At 43.1% G+C, this 17845-nt stretch carries 20 protein-coding genes; 2 read left to right on the top strand and 18 right to left on the bottom strand.

The genetic code is table 11. The features are described 5' to 3' along the window. Positions 1–4 precede the first annotated feature (4 nt). Complete coding sequence (gene ccpA, locus CQS04_RS00305; RefSeq protein WP_100352238.1) at positions 5–1009, bottom strand: catabolite control protein A; 1005 nt, start codon at positions 1007–1009, stop codon at positions 5–7. A 179-nt stretch (positions 1010–1188) separates the two neighbouring features. Between ccpA and CQS04_RS00300 the strand changes: the two genes are divergently transcribed. Further along, the gene (locus CQS04_RS00300; protein ID WP_165775419.1) at positions 1189–1437 is read left to right on the top strand and encodes a hypothetical protein; all 249 of its coding nucleotides are present in this window, start codon (positions 1189–1191) and stop codon (positions 1435–1437) included. A gap of 437 nt (positions 1438–1874) precedes the next feature. On the opposite strand, the gene CQS04_RS00295 is transcribed toward CQS04_RS00300, so the two are convergent. From CQS04_RS00295 to CQS04_RS00245, 11 genes are all read right to left on the bottom strand, one after another. Further along, on the bottom strand, positions 1875–2960 hold the full coding sequence (locus CQS04_RS00295; RefSeq protein WP_100352236.1) for a bifunctional 3-deoxy-7-phosphoheptulonate synthase/chorismate mutase: 1086 nt from the start codon (positions 2958–2960) through the stop codon (positions 1875–1877). Between the two features lie 174 nt (positions 2961–3134). Next, positions 3135–3695: a YtxH domain-containing protein gene (locus CQS04_RS00290; RefSeq protein WP_100352235.1), complete on the bottom strand. Its 561-nt coding sequence runs from the start codon at positions 3693–3695 to the stop codon at positions 3135–3137. A gap of 12 nt (positions 3696–3707) precedes the next feature. After that, positions 3708–4196: a DUF948 domain-containing protein gene (locus tag CQS04_RS00285; RefSeq protein ID WP_094944040.1), complete on the bottom strand. Its 489-nt coding sequence runs from the start codon at positions 4194–4196 to the stop codon at positions 3708–3710. Between the two features lie 169 nt (positions 4197–4365). After that, a complete protein-coding gene (gene murC, locus CQS04_RS00280; protein WP_100352234.1) occupies positions 4366–5661 on the bottom strand; it encodes a UDP-N-acetylmuramate--L-alanine ligase in 1296 nt (431 codons plus the stop codon). A gap of 13 nt (positions 5662–5674) precedes the next feature. Continuing rightward, complete coding sequence (locus CQS04_RS00275; RefSeq protein ID WP_100352233.1) at positions 5675–7891, bottom strand: DNA translocase FtsK; 2217 nt, start codon at positions 7889–7891, stop codon at positions 5675–5677. A 130-nt stretch (positions 7892–8021) separates the two neighbouring features. After that, positions 8022–8639, bottom strand: a complete 618-nt coding sequence (gene ytpR / locus CQS04_RS00270) for a YtpR family tRNA-binding protein (RefSeq protein WP_100352232.1) — start codon at positions 8637–8639, stop codon at positions 8022–8024. Then, positions 8640–9449 carry a DUF1444 domain-containing protein gene (locus tag CQS04_RS00265; protein ID WP_100352231.1) on the bottom strand — a complete coding sequence of 270 codons (810 nt, stop codon included), beginning with the start codon at positions 9447–9449 and terminating at the stop codon, positions 8640–8642. Positions 9450–9486: 37 nt separating this feature from the next. Next, positions 9487–9801, bottom strand: coding sequence for a thioredoxin family protein (locus tag CQS04_RS00260; RefSeq protein WP_100352230.1), 315 nt, complete (start codon positions 9799–9801; stop codon positions 9487–9489). After that, entirely contained in the window at positions 9798–10322 is a 525-nt protein-coding gene (locus tag CQS04_RS00255) for a hypothetical protein (protein ID WP_100352229.1), read from the bottom strand. The genes CQS04_RS00260 and CQS04_RS00255 overlap by 4 nt, the downstream gene beginning before the upstream one ends. A 59-nt stretch (positions 10323–10381) precedes the next feature. Next, the gene (locus CQS04_RS00250) at positions 10382–10903 is read right to left on the bottom strand and encodes a DUF84 family protein (RefSeq protein ID WP_100352228.1); all 522 of its coding nucleotides are present in this window, start codon (positions 10901–10903) and stop codon (positions 10382–10384) included. 37 nt (positions 10904–10940) lie between these two features. Beyond that, the gene (locus CQS04_RS00245) at positions 10941–12014 is read right to left on the bottom strand and encodes a M42 family metallopeptidase (RefSeq protein ID WP_100352227.1); all 1074 of its coding nucleotides are present in this window, start codon (positions 12012–12014) and stop codon (positions 10941–10943) included. A gap of 170 nt (positions 12015–12184) precedes the next feature. On the opposite strand from CQS04_RS00245, the gene CQS04_RS00240 reads away from it, so the two are divergent. Then, positions 12185–12505 carry a PepSY domain-containing protein gene (locus tag CQS04_RS00240; protein ID WP_100352226.1) on the top strand — a complete coding sequence of 107 codons (321 nt, stop codon included), beginning with the start codon at positions 12185–12187 and terminating at the stop codon, positions 12503–12505. A gap of 78 nt (positions 12506–12583) precedes the next feature. Here CQS04_RS00240 and CQS04_RS00235 read toward each other — a convergent pair whose 3' ends face one another. The 6 genes from CQS04_RS00235 to pepV are packed head-to-tail and all read right to left on the bottom strand — an operon-like array spanning position 12584 to position 17800. Continuing rightward, a complete protein-coding gene (locus tag CQS04_RS00235; protein WP_100352225.1) occupies positions 12584–13435 on the bottom strand; it encodes a YtnP family quorum-quenching lactonase in 852 nt (283 codons plus the stop codon). A 10-nt stretch (positions 13436–13445) separates the two neighbouring features. Then, positions 13446–14087, bottom strand: a complete 642-nt coding sequence (gene trmB / locus CQS04_RS00230; RefSeq protein WP_100352224.1) for a tRNA (guanosine(46)-N7)-methyltransferase TrmB — start codon at positions 14085–14087, stop codon at positions 13446–13448. Positions 14088–14101: 14 nt separating this feature from the next. Further along, complete coding sequence (locus CQS04_RS00225; protein WP_100352223.1) at positions 14102–15016, bottom strand: diacylglycerol/lipid kinase family protein; 915 nt, start codon at positions 15014–15016, stop codon at positions 14102–14104. Continuing rightward, positions 15013–15558 (bottom strand): RNA 2',3'-cyclic phosphodiesterase, encoded by a 546-nt coding sequence (gene thpR, locus CQS04_RS00220; RefSeq protein WP_165775418.1) that lies wholly within the window; start codon positions 15556–15558, stop codon positions 15013–15015. Before thpR ends, CQS04_RS00225 begins: the two co-directional genes overlap by 4 nt. After that, entirely contained in the window at positions 15551–16402 is an 852-nt protein-coding gene (dat, locus tag CQS04_RS00215; protein ID WP_100352221.1) for a D-amino-acid transaminase, read from the bottom strand. The genes thpR and dat overlap by 8 nt, the downstream gene beginning before the upstream one ends. A gap of 3 nt (positions 16403–16405) precedes the next feature. Further along, complete coding sequence (gene pepV / locus CQS04_RS00210) at positions 16406–17800, bottom strand: dipeptidase PepV (protein ID WP_100352220.1); 1395 nt, start codon at positions 17798–17800, stop codon at positions 16406–16408. Positions 17801–17845: the final 45 nt, after the last annotated feature.

Raw genomic sequence — 17845 nt, 5'->3', positions numbered from 1 at the left:
TATATTAATGCTGCTTAACTGATTGACGCTCTTCTAAGCGATATGGCAGGATAACGCTATTCTCTTCTACTTTTTCATTATTCATGAATTTTGTCAGTAAGCGCATAGATACGGCACCGATGTCATAAAGCGGCATCGCTATACTTGTCAATTGAGGTCGCACCATACGCGTAAGTTTCGAATCCTCAAAACTAATGATCTCGATATCACCTGGTACATCAAGGTTTGCATCTTTAGCACCTTGAAGGATGCCAATTGCAATCTCATCGTTACCGGCAAAATATGCTGTCGGTGGATTTTTAAGTCCCTGTAGTTGGTTAAATGCTCGAATCCCTTCCTCGTATGTATTGTCGACTTCTACAATGAGGTCGGAATCAACTTCCAAATTAGCAGCATCGAGTGCTTTTTCATAACCTGTAAGTTTGTGCAGACGATTGATTGAAGATTTTAGTGAACCCGTCACATAGGCGATTCGCTCATGTCCATTCTGAATCAAGCGCTCTACTGCTTTTACCGCAGCTTGATGATATTCGATGTTTACGGAAGGTGTGTCTGTTGCTTGATCTAACGTTCCAGCAAGAACGATTGGAATGGAAGAGCGTTTCATTTCGTCTCGCAATCCATCAGACAATTGATCACTCATCAATACAACCCCATCTACTTGTTTGCTGAGTAACGTGGAAAGTAACTGAGCTTCTTTTTGAGGCTGTTGATCCGAATTTGTGAGAATAATATTGTAGCGGTACATCGTCGCGATATCTTCGATGCCGCGAACTAATTCTGCATAAAAGACGTTGGAGATGTCTGGAATGATCACTCCTACAGTTTTCGTCTTTTTACTAGCTAATCCTCTTGCTACCGCATTTGGGCGGTAATCTAGTCGTTCAATGACAGCCAATACTTTTTGCCGTGTAGCTGGCTTTACATTTTGGTTGCCGTTCACGACACGAGACACCGTTGCCATCGAGACATTGGCTTCTCTGGCTACATCATAAATGGTTACAGTCATGTGGATTCTCTCCTTCAACTCGTACTATTTTACTTAGTATACAATACTTTTGAACGGAAAACGTTAAAAATCATGTCATTTTATGAAAGGAAATCATTGTAACTTCTAGATGTGGAACGCCGCTCAAGAAATCTTGTAAAAATTGGGCGTGTCCGTGGAGGCGCTCTTTGCCTCTAGGGATGCGACCGATACTTGCGGAGATTTCTGGCGTTCGCAACTCGATTACTCTAGATGTGGAGAACGCCATTTTAATGCTAAAATCGTGCCTGACTTGGGGCTGTTTCCAAAAGGGCCGTGCCGAATCTTCCCAATCGCTTCACGCAAGAAAAGTGAAACCGGCTTGGTCAGAAACTTCTCGGGAATCGGACGGACCCGGTGAGGCGTTCTTTGCCTCATTGGGTGTGGCCGATTTTCGAGTGAGTTTCTAGCCGGTGTAACTAGACATCTAAGCGACACGGGTGATATCCGGCATCAACCTGATTCTTCAGGAAACAGCCCCAAGATCTATGGCACGCTTATACGCTTCTTGCAATTCGAAACCTGTTATGTGATCTGACACTAGATATTTTTGAACCTGAGATGCCTCTTTCCTAGGGTATCAAGAGGTTCTCGGAGACCCCGCAGGAGTAAAGCGAAGCTTTGTTCACGACGAGGAGGCTTCGAGGTTCTCCCCTTGGAAAGGGGCTTCCAGGTGAAACTAGCTACACTAAGATAGGATTTTGATGACCGCTCCCAAAGATAAGCGTGTCTTTTCCGAACACTCTCATCATAAAGGCTTCTCAGATGAAGTTCGCAACTCGATTACTCTAGATGTGGAAGGTGTTCGATTTCATTCCACTAAAAAACACCCCGAAGGGTGCTGTGTTTAAGCATGAATTTCGTGTGATTTCATGAATGTCTGAATCGACTCGTAGAACTCATCGAATTGCTTTAAGTTCATTTGTTGAGCTTGGTCAGAAAGTGCAACTGCTGGGTCCGGGTGAACCTCTGCCATAACTCCGTCTGCTCCAATAGCTAATGCTGCTTTGGCTGCAGGCAACAAGATATCACGACGTCCTGTAGAGTGCGTCACATCGACGAATACAGGTAAGTGCGTTTCTTGCTTCAAGATCGGCACAGCTGAGATATCTAAAGTGTTCCGAGTTGCTCGTTCGTACGTACGGATTCCGCGCTCACAAAGAATGATTTGATCATTTCCTTGAGACATGATGTACTCGGCAGCATGAACAAACTCATCAAGAGTTGCAGCAATACCACGTTTTAATAGTACAGGCTTGTCTACTGAGCCGACAGCTTTCAACAACTCGAAGTTTTGCATATTGCGTGCGCCGACTTGAATTACATCGATGTAGTCAAGGGCTTCATCTAAATGACCTGGGGTTACGATTTCAGATACAACGCCTAGACCGAACTCGTCAGAGATTTGTTTCAAGATTTTCAATCCATCTAAACCAAGACCCTGGAAGTCATAAGGCGAGGTACGTGGTTTGTATGCGCCGCCTCGAATGAGTTTTAGACCTTTTGATTGAATGGCAGCTGCGACTTCTGCAACTTGTGTGTACGATTCAACTGCACATGGACCAAACACGAAGGAAGGTTTCCCTTGTCCGATTGGTTCCCCATTTACTGTGACAATTGTATTTTCAGGTTTCTTTTTACGAGAAACAAGAAGTGCTTTCTTCTGGTCATCCACTTGAAGTTCAAGTGCTGTCTTAAAGATTTCTTTAAAAATATGTTCAACCGTTGATTGTGGGAGAGGACCTTGGTTTGATTCTTTTAATAAATCTAACATGGTGCGCTCACGAAGCGGATCATAACGGTTCACACCTGATTTTTCTTTAACTCGACCGATTTCTTGAACAACTGTAGCACGTTCATTGATCAGTTTGAGAATTTCAATGTTTAAGTCATCTACGCGGCTGCGTAATGTTTCTAGCTCTGATTGGCTCATGGAATTACTCCTCTCCTGGTGTTCGTTGAATTTCTGAAAATTGTACTTCATTTTCGAGATACTGTCTATTATAAGCAAGTAGAGGTGAAAAGTCACGAAAAATGATTTAACGCTTCAACTCGTTAAAGTTTTGTATAAAAAAAACGCCCTGTCTAAGGGCGCTTCACCGAACATTTAGTTTTTAGTTGTAGAGTCAGATGCATCTTCGCTGTCTTTCAAAGCTTCCGTGAACGCTTCCCCTACAGTCGTATCAGAAGATGTATCTTCTACTGTGTTTGATACGGTTTCAAGCACATCCATCTCTTCTTCACCTTCTGAAGAAACAGTACCATCATCCATTGGAGGAGTTTGATTTTTCTTCACTTTGCTTAACAGCTGATTTGAAGAATCCGAAACCTTTTTAGAGATTTCTGTAGTTTTGTCTTTTGCAGTTTGAGAAAAATCTGCAGATTTTTCTTTTAAAGTTGAAGCTTGTTCAGATAGGGAACCACGTAACTCTGTTCCACTCTTTGGAGCCAATAAAAGCGCAGTAGCTGCACCAATGATTCCACCTACTAGAGCACCTAACAAGAAATCTTTGCTTGCTGATTCTTCACGGTAAATGTCTTCATGCGCCATATAATTTTGTGGAGCATAGAATGTTTCTCCTTGTGTTGCATACGAAGCTTCGTGATCGTAGTATTCAGAGTTTTTACGGCTCTCACCATAACTTGGTTTGTTTGAGTAGTTTGTCATTATAAGTTCCTCCTATAAGTTAGATTGGTAGGTTGGATCTTCTTTTTTCGTTTGTTTGGCCTTGTACGTATAGTAGCCAGCTTCTTCTAAAGATTTGCGTTCTTTCCACTGGTCACGAATGCCAAGTACCACATTACTCCACTGAACAACTTGAGCAATCTTATCTTCATTCTTCTCTACTTCGTTTGTTACCGAACTTGTAATACGTTGCATGGAGGAATTAAATTGATTGACCGTATCTCCAAAACCTTTTACTGAAGTTACTAAGCCGTTCAATTGGGAAGATTTATATTGAATATCCTCCGTTAAAGCATTTGTTTTGTGTAATAGCAATGCCGTCTCTTTCGTCATGTCTTGCAGATTGGCGTCTAAATGTTCTACCGTAACAGCTACATTTGCCAATGTTTTTTTCACAGAGAAAAATGTGATGGCCAAGCTGACACATAGAACTAGAAAACCGACTGCTGCAATGATGGCAGCTATGTACAATAAGTTTTCCATCTACTCTTCCTCCTTCACTTAATTCAAGCAGTGCTAGTTCATTATACCCCAAACTAGGGACGGTAAACTCGTCTGCTCCTTTTTTACCATGCTCTTATTATCGCTTTAAAGGAATCTTCTTTTCAAGTAAAAATAAACCAGCCGACTGAATCGGCTGGTTTCATAAAGATTAAACTAATTTTTCAAATGCAGCTTGGAATTTTTGAACGTCCCCTGCTCCCATGAACAAAAATACTGCGTCCTCATGAGTAAGTAGAGGTGATACATCATCCTCTGAAATGACTTGACTAGAAGGAATCAGTTTTTGCAAATCATGGATCGTAAGCTCTCCTGATGCTTCACGAGCGGAAGCAAAGATTTCACATAGATACACAGTATCTGCTTGTGAAAGTGATACAGCAAACTCATCTAAAAACTTTTCTGTTCTTGAGAATGTATGTGGTTGGAAAACTGCAACGACTTCTTTATTGGGATATTTCTGACGAGCTGATTGAATCGTAGCCGTAATCTCTGTCGGGTGATGCGCGTAATCGTCAATTAACACACGAGAAGCCTTGACAGTTTCAGTAAAGCGACGCTTCACTCCAGAGAATGTAGAAAGACCTTTTGCAACTGCTTCGGCAGGAATCTCTTCAAAATGACATAATGCGATAACTGCTAATGCATTTTGAATGGTATGATCTCCGTACATAGGAATATGGAAGCGGTGATAGAATTCATCTCGAATCATCACATCAAACGAAGTCCCCTCTGGTGATTTTTCAATAGCTGTTGCTTGGAAGTCGTTTCCACTCTCTAATCCATAATAGATCACGGGAACAGATGCCGTAATTTTTAGTAGATCTTCATCATCTCCACATGCAAAGATGGCTTTCTTAACTTGACTCGCCATCTCTTGGAATGCGGAAAACACATCTTCTTTACTTTTAAAATAATCTGGGTGGTCAAAATCAATATTTGTCATAACAGCATAGTCTGGATGATACGCCAAGAAATGACGGCGGTATTCACATGCTTCAAAGACAAAGTTTTCAGCACTTGCTTGCCCGTTCCCTGTACCATCTCCAATTAAATAAGAGGTTGGAGAGTAGACATTCAAAACATGAGAAAGTAGACCTGTTGTAGAGGTTTTCCCGTGAGCACCTGTCACCGCTACAGACGTAAAGTGACTCATATAGTCCCCTAAGAATGTATGATAGCGAATGATTTCGGCACCCGCCACGCGTGCCTGCTCAAGTTCTGGGTGGTTGTCTGGATACGCATTTCCTGCAATCACAATCATATCTTTTGTAAGTTCTGCCTGACCGAATTCATAAACGGAAATGCCTCGCTCATGAAGAGGTTTTTCTGTAAAGAAAAACTCTGCTTTATCTGAACCTTGTACTGTATGTCCAACATCGTGAAGAATCTGAGCTAACGAGCTCATGCCCGATCCTTTAATTCCTGTAAAATGATAGGTTGTCACCTTAAGTTCCTCCTTACAAAATCTCCTGTAAAAACTCTTCTGATACGAGTACTTCACGTGGTTTACTGCCATTCTGCCCTGAAATGATGCCTGCTGTTTCCATCGCATCCATCAGGCGTGCTGCTCGATTATAGCCTAAATGGAACTTTCTCTGCAACAGAGAGGTCGATGCCGCACCATGTTCAATGACAAATCGACAAGCCTCTTCGAACATCTCATCTTGCTCTTCAACTTCAACTGCACGGACAATCAAATCTTCTTGCTTGAAGAAATAATCCGGTTCACCCTGCGAGCGTGCATGTTCAATGATTCGGTCGATTTCGTCATCCGACACAAATGTCCCTTGAATACGAACAGGACTCGCCATGCCGCTGCCTAAATACAGCATATCCCCTTTTCCCAGTAAACGTTCTGCCCCTTGTTGATCCAAAATAGTGCGTGAATCAATCTGAGACGATACGGAAAATGCAATACGAGTTGGAACATTAGATTTGATTAATCCTGTGATGACATCAACACTTGGACGTTGTGTGGCAAGTACTAGATGAATCCCGCAAGCACGTGCTTTCTGCGCAATTCGGCAAATGGAATCCTCAACGTCTTGTGGAGCAGCCATCATCATATCTGCCAACTCATCGATAACAATAACGATGTAGGGAAGTTTTTTCGAAAACTCTCTTGCCTGAACAGCTTGCTGATTAAATCTTCCAATGTCTCGTACAGCTGCGTGCGCAAACAGTTGATAACGGCGTTCCATTTCCTCCACAGCCCATTTAAGAGCAGCAGCTGCTGCCTTGACGTCCGTGATGACAGGACTAATCAAATGTGGGATGTGGTTAAATGGTGCGAGCTCCACCACTTTTGGATCAATTAGCAAAAGCTTTACATCCTGTGGAGACGCTTTATATAACAAACTAATCAAAAGAGAATTAATAAAGACGGATTTTCCTGAACCAGTAGCTCCCGCAATTAACCCGTGTGGCATCTTCCGAAGATCCATTGTCACCGGTTGCCCATGGAGATCTAATCCCATAGCGACTTCTAAAGGTGATTCCGCCTGCTTAAATACAGGAGCTTCAATCACTTCTGATAGTTGCACAGCACGAGATGTGCGGTTAGGAATTTCAATACCAATTGAACGACGCCCTGGAATCGGTGCTTGAATACGAATGTCTTTTGCTGCTAATGCCAGTTTCAAGTCATCCGTCAAGTTGCGAATTTTACTAACTTTCGTCCCTTGGCCCACTGTTAGCTCGAACTGCGTCACGGCTGGACCTTGTACAATCGATAGGACTTCAGATTGAATCTGGAAATGGGCAAGTGCTTCTACAAGATGCTCTGCTTGTTGGTCCATCCATTCTTGATCATCCGATTTATGTACAGGAGCGTGTAGAAAATTCGCATTAGGCATCGCGTAATGCGCAACAGGTTGTTCAGTCTTCAGTGGTTCTACTTTTGGTGGTTCTACTTTTGTCTTTTCCCTATTCACTAGTTGCGGTGCTGCTTTTTGTTGCAGCTTGCGTTTATCAGAAGTTAGCATTAACACATTGAAGGGTTTGATCTTTTCTCTTGGTTGTTCAACAAGCTCTTCAACTGGAGTATCCTTACTCTCCGTCTCTTGAGGTGGAGCTAGATTGATTGGTTCCTCTTCAACTGGTTGCATGTGCATTTCATGAAGTTCATCACAAATTGTATCTTCCTCAGCAACAACAACTTCTTCAGTTACTGCTACTTCGGATGCAACTTGCACTTCCTCTACTAATTTCACTTCTTCATTAGGCAATTGCTCTACAACGGGCTCTTCTTCAACTGCAGTTGTCGACCAGTCATAGTGAGACGTTCTCATAGTGCGAGATATGCTCCCTGTAGATTCTTGCTCTGTCTTTAATCCGAATACTGGAGACGGCACTACAGAAGGAACATAACGCTTAGATGACCTTACAATCGGTCGTGACTCTTCTTTTTTGGGCACTGCTTTAGTTTGTTGAGTAGTAGATTTTTGTTTCGTTGATTCACGATTCGTTTGTTGCCGTATATAAGACGGCTCTTCATAGCTATAGTCTTCATAAGAAGGGCTCGACTGTTTATTTAGTAGGAGATTCTTTTCCTCATCCGAAATGAGAGGAAACCGAAACGGCGGTTGTTTCGTTTCTTTAACTTCTTCAAAGGATGATTCCTCGATGTCCTCTATCTCTTGTTCTTGGCGAAAGAATCGCTTAATCCAATCCATATGGTACTTCATCCTTTCTATCTCTTCATTTTAGCAAGAAAAACACCATACGTCTGTAGGAATTTCGTAAGCGAGCCCCTTCCATTTTCCTATTTAGGCAAAGAAAAAAAGCATACCCGAAGGCATGCTCTTATAATTCTACTTGCGAAGCTTCAAAAGGCGTTCCTGGTTCATTAGAAGAATCCAAGATCAAGATGCCTTTTTCTTGTGGTGCATTAGGGATCGCTAGCTCTTTAGCTGAACAAATCATACCCGATGACGGCACTCCGCGAAGGACCGCGTCTTTGATTTCGAGACCAGATGGCATCGTGGCTCCAACTTTAGCTACAACTACATGTTGGCCTTGTTCTATATTTGGTGCGCCACAAACGATTTGAAGTTCTTCGTCCCCAACGTCAACTGTCGCCACGCGCAGTTTGTCTGCATCTGGGTGTGGCTGTAACTCTTTAACGAAGCCTACTACAAATTTCGGTGAAAAGTCTGCGTGCAATTCTAAAGGTACATCATTCTGATCCAGAATCTGTTGAAGTTTTTCAATCAGTTCTGGTGTCAGTTCAACTGCACCGTTCTCTTGAATGTTTTCATAATTCGAGAAGCAAAAAATATTGCATGCCATCGCTTCATTTGTTTGTGCGTCTGTAACAAGCGTTACATCTCCAAAACGTTCTGAGTTGACTTCGTTTGTAGTCGTCCCTAGTTCAATCAGAAGGACGTCACCAATCCCGTTAGTATTATAATACACGCGCATTTAGTTCTTCTCCTTTTGGTTTGCATGTTTTCCAAGGATGAAAATCGGCTCTAGTTCACCGTCTTCATATAGGAAAGACAGGGATGTCACAGGGACAATGCCAACAGTAAAGAAGTGCATCGTCATTTGTGCCAAAATGTCGTACCCTGCATCATTTCGAATATCTCCGATAATCAACACATCTTGATGAGGTACCGCCACTGTCATTTCTCCTTGAATCTTGTCTTGCATTTCTTTCAATAGCTTATCGTTTAAGATGCGACTCGCATCATAGCCGTCCTTGGCATTGAAGAAATAGAATTGATTTCCTGCAACCTCATCTATTTTATAGTGAGTTGGTAGCTTTCGCAATTGGAAAAGTGCGGACTCCATCACTTCTTGCTCGGTCATATTTAATTTCTGTAACAACTCTTCGTCAACTAGACGGTAAGTTGTACCCAAATCTAGAGCATAAAAAATCCGTGTCTCAGCTGTGTGAGCTTTCGTAATGAAAGGTACGCCACTTTTAGATTTTTTAGGAAACGACGTAGCTCGGATTACTGGATAAATCACAGGATTCACGTAACCTTTTGTCTGTTGCTCTTTCTCCATCGCATCAAATGTTTCACGAATCATATAGACGACTTCATCAATAGCTGCTTGCTCTTTTTGACCATATTTTGCAATGACTGGACCTAGTGCTACTTCAATGGCTCTTCCTACTCGTTGGTGCGTTAATTTTAAGATGTTTGTTTCGCGATTATAAGAGTACACATAGTCCGTCTCAGGAAGTTGTTCTTTTAGTTGTGCAATGAGCTGCAAGGGCTTCATAGCGAGCACTCCTTTCTCAGCATCAAAATGAAACGGCTCACGCTAGTGAACCGTCTAAAAATTCTTCAATTTGTTGTTGCGTCTTGCGGTCTTTACTTACAAATCTCTTCGTTTCTTTCCCTTGCTCGAAAACGATGAAGCTTGGAATACCGAATACGTCCATCTCTTGACAGATCTCAATAAATTGATCGCGATCTATTGACACAAAAGTATACTGGTCAAATTTTTGTTCCACTTCTGGCATGAAGGGATCGATGAAATGACAATCGGGACACCATCCAGCTGTAAACAAGAAAACGGTATTGCCTTGTTTGAATTCTTCAAACTGTTCTTTTGACTGCAATGCTATCATTTAGAGCCCTCCTCAGATTTGAACGAATGAACGATTTGCATCATCTCATTCAACTTTTTATCGATTGAGCCGTCGTCCGTGACTGTGGACAATTTTACTCCACCTCTAGAAACAATCAACTCAAACTGCTCGTCAGAATGTTCGACAACTGCAGCAAAACCAAATTGGTCACTGAGTTCATTTGTCTCTTCTTCCACGATTTCTTTCGATGGATCTGAAACAAGTAAATCGTAATACAAACGACTTGTTGCCGGTTCATTTTCATTTATAAATAACACGTAAGTGTCGTTATCCTTTTCAAGTAAAATGTTTGGAGCTTCCGAACCCGCTTCTACTGTATAACCACCTGGTAGAAAAACAGAGTAGTCTCCAATTTTTTCATTTGGCTCCTCTGGGGATTCTTCAAGTTGCGCAGCAGCTTGTCGAACGCCTTCAGCAGCTTGCTCTTCAGGTGATGCACACCCAACGAGAACGAGCACAAGAGCCAGTGGGATCAGTAAAAATCGCCATGTTTGCTTCATTAAAAATGGCCTCCCTTCTTTAACCCTGCCCTCTATTGTACCTTCCTATGCCAAAACAATCAATTAACTGACTTATGTAGGGTATATTGGCCGACAAGTTGTAAGACGATCTGTTCAAACATCGATTGTCTTGTAATGAGATTATTCGTGAAAACGCCAATGGCTCCTTCCGCATGGCGAATACCGGTCCGTGATGTGAAGTGATCCATAAGCGGTCCTAGTTCACTACCTGCTTCAATTCCTTTTGCAATCTCTTCAGGCAATGGCAGACCCGCTCCCATCGCTGTAAAAACAGTTCCTTCTGCTGTGACAAGGGCCCCCCAGTTGCAGAGATAGAGTGTCCCCTCAATCCATTTGACTCCTCCCTCAAGGCCGATTCCTACTTCTGCATGTTCTTTTAGCTGGGCATGACGTGCTCGATTGAGAGCCCCGAGTCTCGTCTCTTCATCTGAGATGGGTTGTGCTGAGACCTCTGAAGGGACATCATACGAAGTAAAATCAGCGTCTAGTTGTGCCTGTTCAAATGCGCTCTTTACTGCCTGTATCTTTACCGGGTTCTTGGTTCCAATTGCAATGTTCATCGAATCGCTCCTTTAAAAAAAGTGCCCCGAAGGACACTTAGACGTTTTGTTTTATTGTTTGAAGTGTAGTTGCGTCAGCTGTTTTAACAAGTTTCGTCAGTAATTCTTTTGCAGCTGCATAATCATCTGTGTGAATGATCGAAGCGGCTGTATGGATATAACGAGAGCAGATTCCAATGACAGCGCTCGGTACTCCTTCATTAGCAGTGTGAACACGCCCAGCGTCCGTTCCACCTTGAGAAATAAAGTATTGATACGGAATCTTGTGTGTTTCCGCAGTATCTAAAATAAATTCGCGCATACCGCGGTGCGTTACCATGGAACGGTCTAGGATACGCAACAATGTCCCTTTTCCTAATTGCCCAAATTCATTTTTATCTCCTGAAGCATCATTAGCTGGACTTGCATCTAATGCGAAGAACAGGTCAGGTTGGATCATCGTCGCAGAAGCCTGTGCGCCTCGCAAGCCGACTTCTTCCATCACGTTGGCTCCTGAGAACAACTGGTTCGGAAGCGTTTCGTCTTTTAACTCTTTTAACAATTCGATAGCAAGACCGACACCATAGCGGTTGTCCCATGCTTTAGCCATGATTTTCTTTGGGTTGGCCATTGGAGTGAAAGGACAAACAGGAACAATCTGGTCACCTGGACGAATGCCCATCGCCTTCACATCTTCTTTATCATCTGCCCCAACATCAATTAGCATGTTTTTAATGTCCATTGGCTTGTTACGAACTTCATCGCTAAGCAGATGTGGGGGAATGGATCCGATAACTCCAGGAACCGTCTTGTCACGAGTCACAATGTCCACTCGCTGTGCAAGCATCACTTGGTTCCACCAGCCTCCTAATGGCTGAAAACGAATCATGCCGTTATCTGTAATGCTGGAAACCATGAAACCTACTTCATCCATGTGACCTGCCACTAAGATCTTCGGGCTGTTCTCAGGGCCTTTTTTCACTCCAAAGATGCCTCCAAGATTGTCTTGGATCACATCATCCGCGTATTTTTCTAGTTCTTGTCGAACGAATTTTCTCACCTGATGTTCATTGCCAGGAGTACCTGGTAATTCCGTCAGTGTTTTAAACAGTTCCAATGTTTCGTTGTTCACAATCGTTCCCCTCCTAAAAAGCACTCTATAGTTTATTGTAGTAGAACAAAATAGAAAATTCCATCTTTTCTTTCGTTATTCGAAATGTTAGGGATAGGCTAACATTTCTTATTCCGCGAAAAAACGTATATACTGAAAACAGAATCGTTTACTTTAAGGAGGAATCGACTATGAGATTACGTGATTATATGATGGGTCTAGGTACTGGTGTCGTGATTGGAGTGGTGGCATCGCAAGCGGCTACACGGTACATTCCTAGCGTTAACGCCGATCAGATTCTAGAACAAGTGAAAGATGCCTTTAAAAAAGAGGGCCCGATTGATGGCTCTTGGGTGTATATGAAAACAGAACCCTTCCAAGTGGGGGTTATCGAAACGGATGTTTACCGCGGTGGGATCACACGCATGAAAAACGGTGTGACGGAAAACTTTGAGTTTGCGGCGGATGCTAAGACTGGGTCTATTTTAGAAATAAAGCAATTAGCAGTTTAAGAGTTCTAAATGTGTCTACACAAAAAGCATTTTCTCCTGAAATCTCGGAGAAAATGCTTTTTCATTTGCATCTAGTAATCAAACATCGTTGCGTTTCACTGAATCCACGATTTCTTTGCCGTCTGCAGACCATTTCAACAAACGGTAGAACGAATCGTGATAAAAACTCACCCAATAGCCGTTTTCCAAAACTTCTTTCACTAGTTTTTCTTTAGTGAAGACAGAAGTCATCGGATAATCGTCATAAGCAAGTACCCATAACGGATTTTGGTGAGCATGAGTCGGCATCAAATCTGCAAAGTGAATGATTGTCTCTTCTCCTTGCTGCATTTTGATGATGCTGTGGCCGTCACTGTGACCTCCTGTATGAATCATCGTAATACCTGGAATGACTTCATGAGATTCTTTAAACGTCTTCACTTGATGTTCGATTGGCTCCCAGTTCTCTTTCCAGTAAGTATTACGAGAACGAACATTAGGATGTCTCATTTCATTCCACTCGACTTCAGAAGTATAGATGGTCGCGTTCGGGAATGTGGAGCTATAGGTACCGTCCTCCTCTAACGACGTAAGGCCAGATGCATGGTCAAAGTGCATGTGGGTCATAATGATAATTGTCACATCTTGTGGAGTCAGCCCAAGTTCCTTCAACTGCTCTTCTACTTTTGATTCATCCGTAATCCCATAGTTGCGTTTTTTCTTATCGTCAAATTTCCCTGCGTTTAAACCTGATTCGAGCAAAATGACATCGTTCCCTGTTTGAATCAATAACGGATCACAAGGAAGTTCGATTTGATTTTGTTCATTTACTGGATAACGCTTGGACCAAAGCGGTTTTGGAACGACTCCAAACATGGCGCCCCCATCCATATTGGTTGTACCGCCTTTTAACCATGAAAACTTCAATTCCCCAAATGTATACGTGTCCATTTCGTCACCCCTAATTAAATTTTGCTTCTAATCGATAAATCGGCTGCCCCTTTGCAGCAAATTTTTCTTCGTATTCTGTTCGAACATTGTCTTCCGGTTCGTTTGCGTGTAAATCTAGTGATACAAACTGAAGCTTCATGCCGAAGTCTGTCATACTCATTAAGGAGTATTCGAATAGCCCGCGGTTGTCCGTCTTGAAATGGACTTCTCCGCCATCTGGCATCAGTTCTTTATATAGTGTTAAGAAATTCGCATGAGTCAATCGACGCTTCGCATGACGTGTCTTTGGCCATGGATCTGAGAAGTTCAGATACACTTGACTAATATCACCTTTTTCGAAGTACTCGGTCAAATCCTTACCGTTTACATTGAGCAAACGCAGATTTGGCAGAGATTCTTGTTCTAACACTTTTTCAAGCGCCACAACAATTACAGAATCATAAAGTTCGATTCCAATATAGTTGATGTGTGGATTTTGGCGAGCCATTCCAATGACAAATTGGCCCTTCCCTGTCCCAACTTCTACATGGACAGGATTGTGGTTGCCGAACTCTTCGTGCCACTTTCCTTTTCGTGACTCGGGATTTGCGATGACCACTTCTGGGTGAGCTTGGATGTAGTCCTGAGCCCACGGTTTATTTCTTAAACGCATGTTTCTTCACCTTTCTATTTCACGGGCATTGCCCAAGTTTGTGACAGGAGATGTGCAGATGCCACTTGACCTGCTTCTAACCGGCCACAATACTCTCCATCTGTATGTCCTATCATAGGACGACTCACTGTAAACTGGCAGCTCTGTCCTGAAAACTGCTTCACAGCTTGTAACTTTGTATGCCAGCCTATAAAGACCGTACCAAATAACAACAACAATTTCCACCTCGAGATGTCCGATACGACTGTCACCTCTAACATATCATCAGCAGGATTCGAGTTTGGCGAGATCTTCATTCCTCCCCCAAAATAGGGCTGATTACAAACAACCAAGAACCAAGCTTTCGGAAGTACATGTGTCTGTCCATCCACTGTTAATTCGATCGTAGCCGCCTCAAATGTCAAGAGCTCTTTCACTACAACACCGTAATATGCAAGCTTGCCTAATCCAAAATGGTTTAATCGTCTTTTCCAAAGCGATCGATTCGTTTGATACACCACCTCGGCGTCAAACCCAAATCCTGCGTTATTAACGAATACATATTGACTAGTAGTTGTTTGAAGGCTACCTAATTTCATGGGAACCTGTTCGCTTAATCGTAGTAGTCCCTCAATCTCATCTTTTGATGTTACAGAAGTATACGTCCTTCCAAAATCATTGCCGCTCCCTGCAGACAGAGCAGCAATGGCAAAGCAAGGTCGATTTAAAGCCCCTTCGATGACTTCGTGAACCGTTCCATCTCCACCTATTGCGATGAGAAGTGTATGGATATCTGGATCTAACGCTTGGACAAGTTCGACTGCATGGCGAGTGTAGTTTGTAAGATAGAACTGATAGTCCCCAGTCAATTCTTTTTGCAAGGCTTCCCACTTTTTTAGAGCTCGGCCATTTCCAGCTGCAGGATTAATAATAAACACGAGTCGTCTCATTTTTCACCCTCGCTACGCAAAGCAAAAGTAGCAATCACTTCATAGCTAGGTGATTGCCCTTTATGCACTTGGAACAGTTGAAACGAAGTTACATGAAAATCAGCTTCTGCAGCTCCCGTAAATATGATGGCATCTTGTACTTTCGCACGTTTCGCAAGAGTGATATGCGGGACGTAAGGTGACTTCCGGTCTGCGCCTAGCTGCTCCGTAATCGTCCAGACAGCTTGTTCTAAGTGAGATAACGTTTCCGCATTTTCGACTTCCGCATACACCACTCGAGGTACCTTCCCTGATCCAAATCCTTTAATGGAAGTCGTCCTCATTGTAAAGCCAGGAAGTTGTATCTGTGACAGTTCTTCTTTTAACCACTGGAGTTGATCCTCCCGAACCTCGCCAATGAACGACAACGTACAATGCAAATCTGCGGGGTGCGTCACACGACGATAATAATCGCCTAATTCCAATTCATTCTGGATGTTCTGATAGAACTCCTGCTTTTCGGTCGGCACTTGAATGCCAACAAAATAATGCGCGTTAGACATGGAGCTGTTGTGGCAGCTTTGCCTCAAAAGCCGTTTGCAACTTGCGCGTCCATTCTCCTGGCGTGCCATCCCCAATTTGGGTCTCTTCAATTTTTACTACAGGCATCACTTCAATCCCTGTAGAGGAGACGATGAATTCGTCCATCTCTAGTGCTTGAGCAACCGTGAACGCTTTTTCCACAACAGGTAGACCGATTTCCTTACAGCAATCCAGGATCACTTGACGTGTGATTCCATTCAAAATCAGATTGTTGACAGGATGCGTGTATAAAATCCCATCCTTGATGCCATAAGCATTAGATGAAGATCCTTCTGTTATGACATCGCCACGGTGTTGGACCGCTTCGAAACATCCTTTTTCAACAGCTTGCTGCTTCGCCATGACGTTCCCTAATAGATTTAATGATTTAATATCGCAACGCAACCAGCGCACATCTTCCACTAAGCAAACGGATACACCTGTCTCTAAGTCTTGGACTGGTCGAGCAGACTCACGTGTGTAGCCTGTTACAACAGCTTCAACTGATGGATTTGGGAAGGCATGGTTACGCGGAGAATGACCACGCGTCACTTGAAGGTAGACGATTCCCGTTCCCAGCTCGTTCGCTTCGATTAATTGATGAATCAAATGATGCAATACATCTTTCGTGTACGGAATTGCCATACCGATTTTGTCTGCACTTGCATATAAGCGGTCGATATGTTCCGTTGCTGTGAATACATCTCCGTTATAGACTTTTACTACTTCATAAATGCCGTCTCCGAACTGATAGCCACGGTCCTCGATGCTGATATGTACAGAGTCACGTGTTACGATTTGATCATTCCATAAAACTTTTTCCATGTACTATTCCTTCTTTCCTGCAAGTTCAGCAATTGCATCTGCATAGATTGCTGTTGCTTTAAGTAAATTTTCAACATCTACAAATTCATCTGCTTGGTGTGCCACATCGGGCTCTCCTGGGAACAACATGCCGAATGCGACACCTTTCTTTAAGACGCGGGCGTAAGTACCGCCACCTATTGCGAGAAGCTCTGCTTTGTCCCCAGTCTGGCGTTCGTAGACCTTAGACAACGTCTGAATAAGTTCATCTGACTCTTCTACATAATGGGGAGTCGAATTAGATTTTACATGAACCTGAACTTGGTGCTGGTCAAAGTGCTGTCGAATCGATTCAATTAGTTGATCAAATGGACAGCTCACAGAATAGCGCATGCTGATTTCAATCTTGAAACCGTCTTCTTTTGTGAATCGCAAAATACCTGCATTGTAAGTGGTGTCTCCTGACATGTCGTCGCGGAATGCACCACCAAATATCTTTCCTCTTGAATCTTTTTCGAAGGAATCCACTACAAGCTGAACAAATACTTCGCCTTGTCCTCCGAGACTTTGTGTAGCTAGAAATCTTGTTAGTTGGATTGCTGCGTTTACCCCATGATCCGGCTCCATCGCATGAGCGGACTTTCCTTGGACAATCAGTGAAGTGTTCCCATTCACGTCTTGTGCTAGGCCCTTCAGTTGATGTTGTTCCAGGTACGCTGTAAATGCAGGTTCGATTTCCGATAGAGGGCGCTCGATGTAAGCATTCGCTTCATCTGGAACCATATTTGTTCTAGCACCTGATTGGAACCAGATGAGATCTGTCGGTTCTGCGGAAGCTGCTTGGGATAACATTAGTCCAGCAATTCCCTTCTCCGCATAGATAATTGGAAAATCAGCGTCTGGTGCAAACCCGAGAGTTGGCATCTCTTCCGTTTCAAAATACCGTTTCACACAACGAAATCCACTTTCTTCATCCGTGCCAATAATGAGTCGAACGCGTCTTGAAAGTTCGATACCGGAGTCTTTCACAAGCTTCATAGCCATCCATGCCGCCATAGTGGGTCCTTTATCATCAATCGCACCGCGTCCGATCAACTTGTTTCCCACAACTCTTCCTTCAAATGGAGGAACAGACCATCCATCTCCGGCTGGCACTACATCTACATGTCCAAGGATCCCAATGAGTTCTTCACCTTGCCCCATCTCAATATGTCCCGCTACATGATCTACATTTTTGATAGTCAAGCCTGCTTGTTGACCTTTTTCTAATAAGAACTGTAAGGCTTCTGCTGGCTTAGGACCAAACGGATAGGCATCCGTTGCAGCAGATTCATCTAACACACTTTCAATGGAAATCAGCTGTTGCAGTTCTTGAATCAATTCGTCTTTACGCTCTACAGCGCGTTGGTACCAATCCATAATGCGCCTCCTCTTGATGAATAATGCTTCTATTTTACACCGAAA

Source organism: Chryseomicrobium excrementi, from assembly GCF_002798305.1.
In the GTDB taxonomy this organism is placed as follows: Bacteria; Bacillota; Bacilli; order Bacillales_A; family Planococcaceae; genus Chryseomicrobium; species Chryseomicrobium excrementi.
Note: the sequence above shows the minus strand (reverse complement) of the source record. Positions and strands in the feature narration are given on the sequence as shown.

Excerpts from the sequence above, each read along its gene's own strand:
- ytpR (WP_100352232.1), bottom strand. The coding sequence starts at position 8,639 with ATGCGCGTGTATTATAATACTAACGGGATTGGTGACGTCCTTCTGATT.
- ccpA (WP_100352238.1), bottom strand. The coding sequence starts at position 1,009 with ATGACTGTAACCATTTATGATGTAGCCAGAGAAGCCAATGTCTCGATG.
- CQS04_RS00295 (WP_100352236.1), bottom strand. The coding sequence starts at position 2,960 with ATGAGCCAATCAGAGCTAGAAACATTACGCAGCCGCGTAGATGACTTA.
- CQS04_RS00240 (WP_100352226.1), top strand. The coding sequence starts at position 12,185 with ATGAGATTACGTGATTATATGATGGGTCTAGGTACTGGTGTCGTGATT.
- CQS04_RS00300 (WP_165775419.1), top strand. The coding sequence starts at position 1,189 with ATGCGACCGATACTTGCGGAGATTTCTGGCGTTCGCAACTCGATTACT.
- dat (WP_100352221.1), bottom strand. The coding sequence starts at position 16,402 with ATGGAAAAAGTTTTATGGAATGATCAAATCGTAACACGTGACTCTGTA.
- CQS04_RS00275 (WP_100352233.1), bottom strand. The coding sequence starts at position 7,891 with ATGGATTGGATTAAGCGATTCTTTCGCCAAGAACAAGAGATAGAGGAC.
- CQS04_RS00285 (WP_094944040.1), bottom strand. The coding sequence starts at position 4,196 with ATGGAAAACTTATTGTACATAGCTGCCATCATTGCAGCAGTCGGTTTT.
- CQS04_RS00255 (WP_100352229.1), bottom strand. The coding sequence starts at position 10,322 with ATGAAGCAAACATGGCGATTTTTACTGATCCCACTGGCTCTTGTGCTC.
- CQS04_RS00225 (WP_100352223.1), bottom strand. The coding sequence starts at position 15,016 with ATGAGACGACTCGTGTTTATTATTAATCCTGCAGCTGGAAATGGCCGA.
- pepV (WP_100352220.1), bottom strand. The coding sequence starts at position 17,800 with ATGGATTGGTACCAACGCGCTGTAGAGCGTAAAGACGAATTGATTCAA.
- CQS04_RS00250 (WP_100352228.1), bottom strand. The coding sequence starts at position 10,903 with ATGAACATTGCAATTGGAACCAAGAACCCGGTAAAGATACAGGCAGTA.
- thpR (WP_165775418.1), bottom strand. The coding sequence starts at position 15,558 with ATGTCTAACGCGCATTATTTTGTTGGCATTCAAGTGCCGACCGAAAAG.
- CQS04_RS00265 (WP_100352231.1), bottom strand. The coding sequence starts at position 9,449 with ATGAAGCCCTTGCAGCTCATTGCACAACTAAAAGAACAACTTCCTGAG.
- trmB (WP_100352224.1), bottom strand. The coding sequence starts at position 14,087 with ATGCGTTTAAGAAATAAACCGTGGGCTCAGGACTACATCCAAGCTCAC.
- CQS04_RS00260 (WP_100352230.1), bottom strand. The coding sequence starts at position 9,801 with ATGATAGCATTGCAGTCAAAAGAACAGTTTGAAGAATTCAAACAAGGC.
- CQS04_RS00290 (WP_100352235.1), bottom strand. The coding sequence starts at position 3,695 with ATGACAAACTACTCAAACAAACCAAGTTATGGTGAGAGCCGTAAAAAC.
- CQS04_RS00235 (WP_100352225.1), bottom strand. The coding sequence starts at position 13,435 with ATGGACACGTATACATTTGGGGAATTGAAGTTTTCATGGTTAAAAGGC.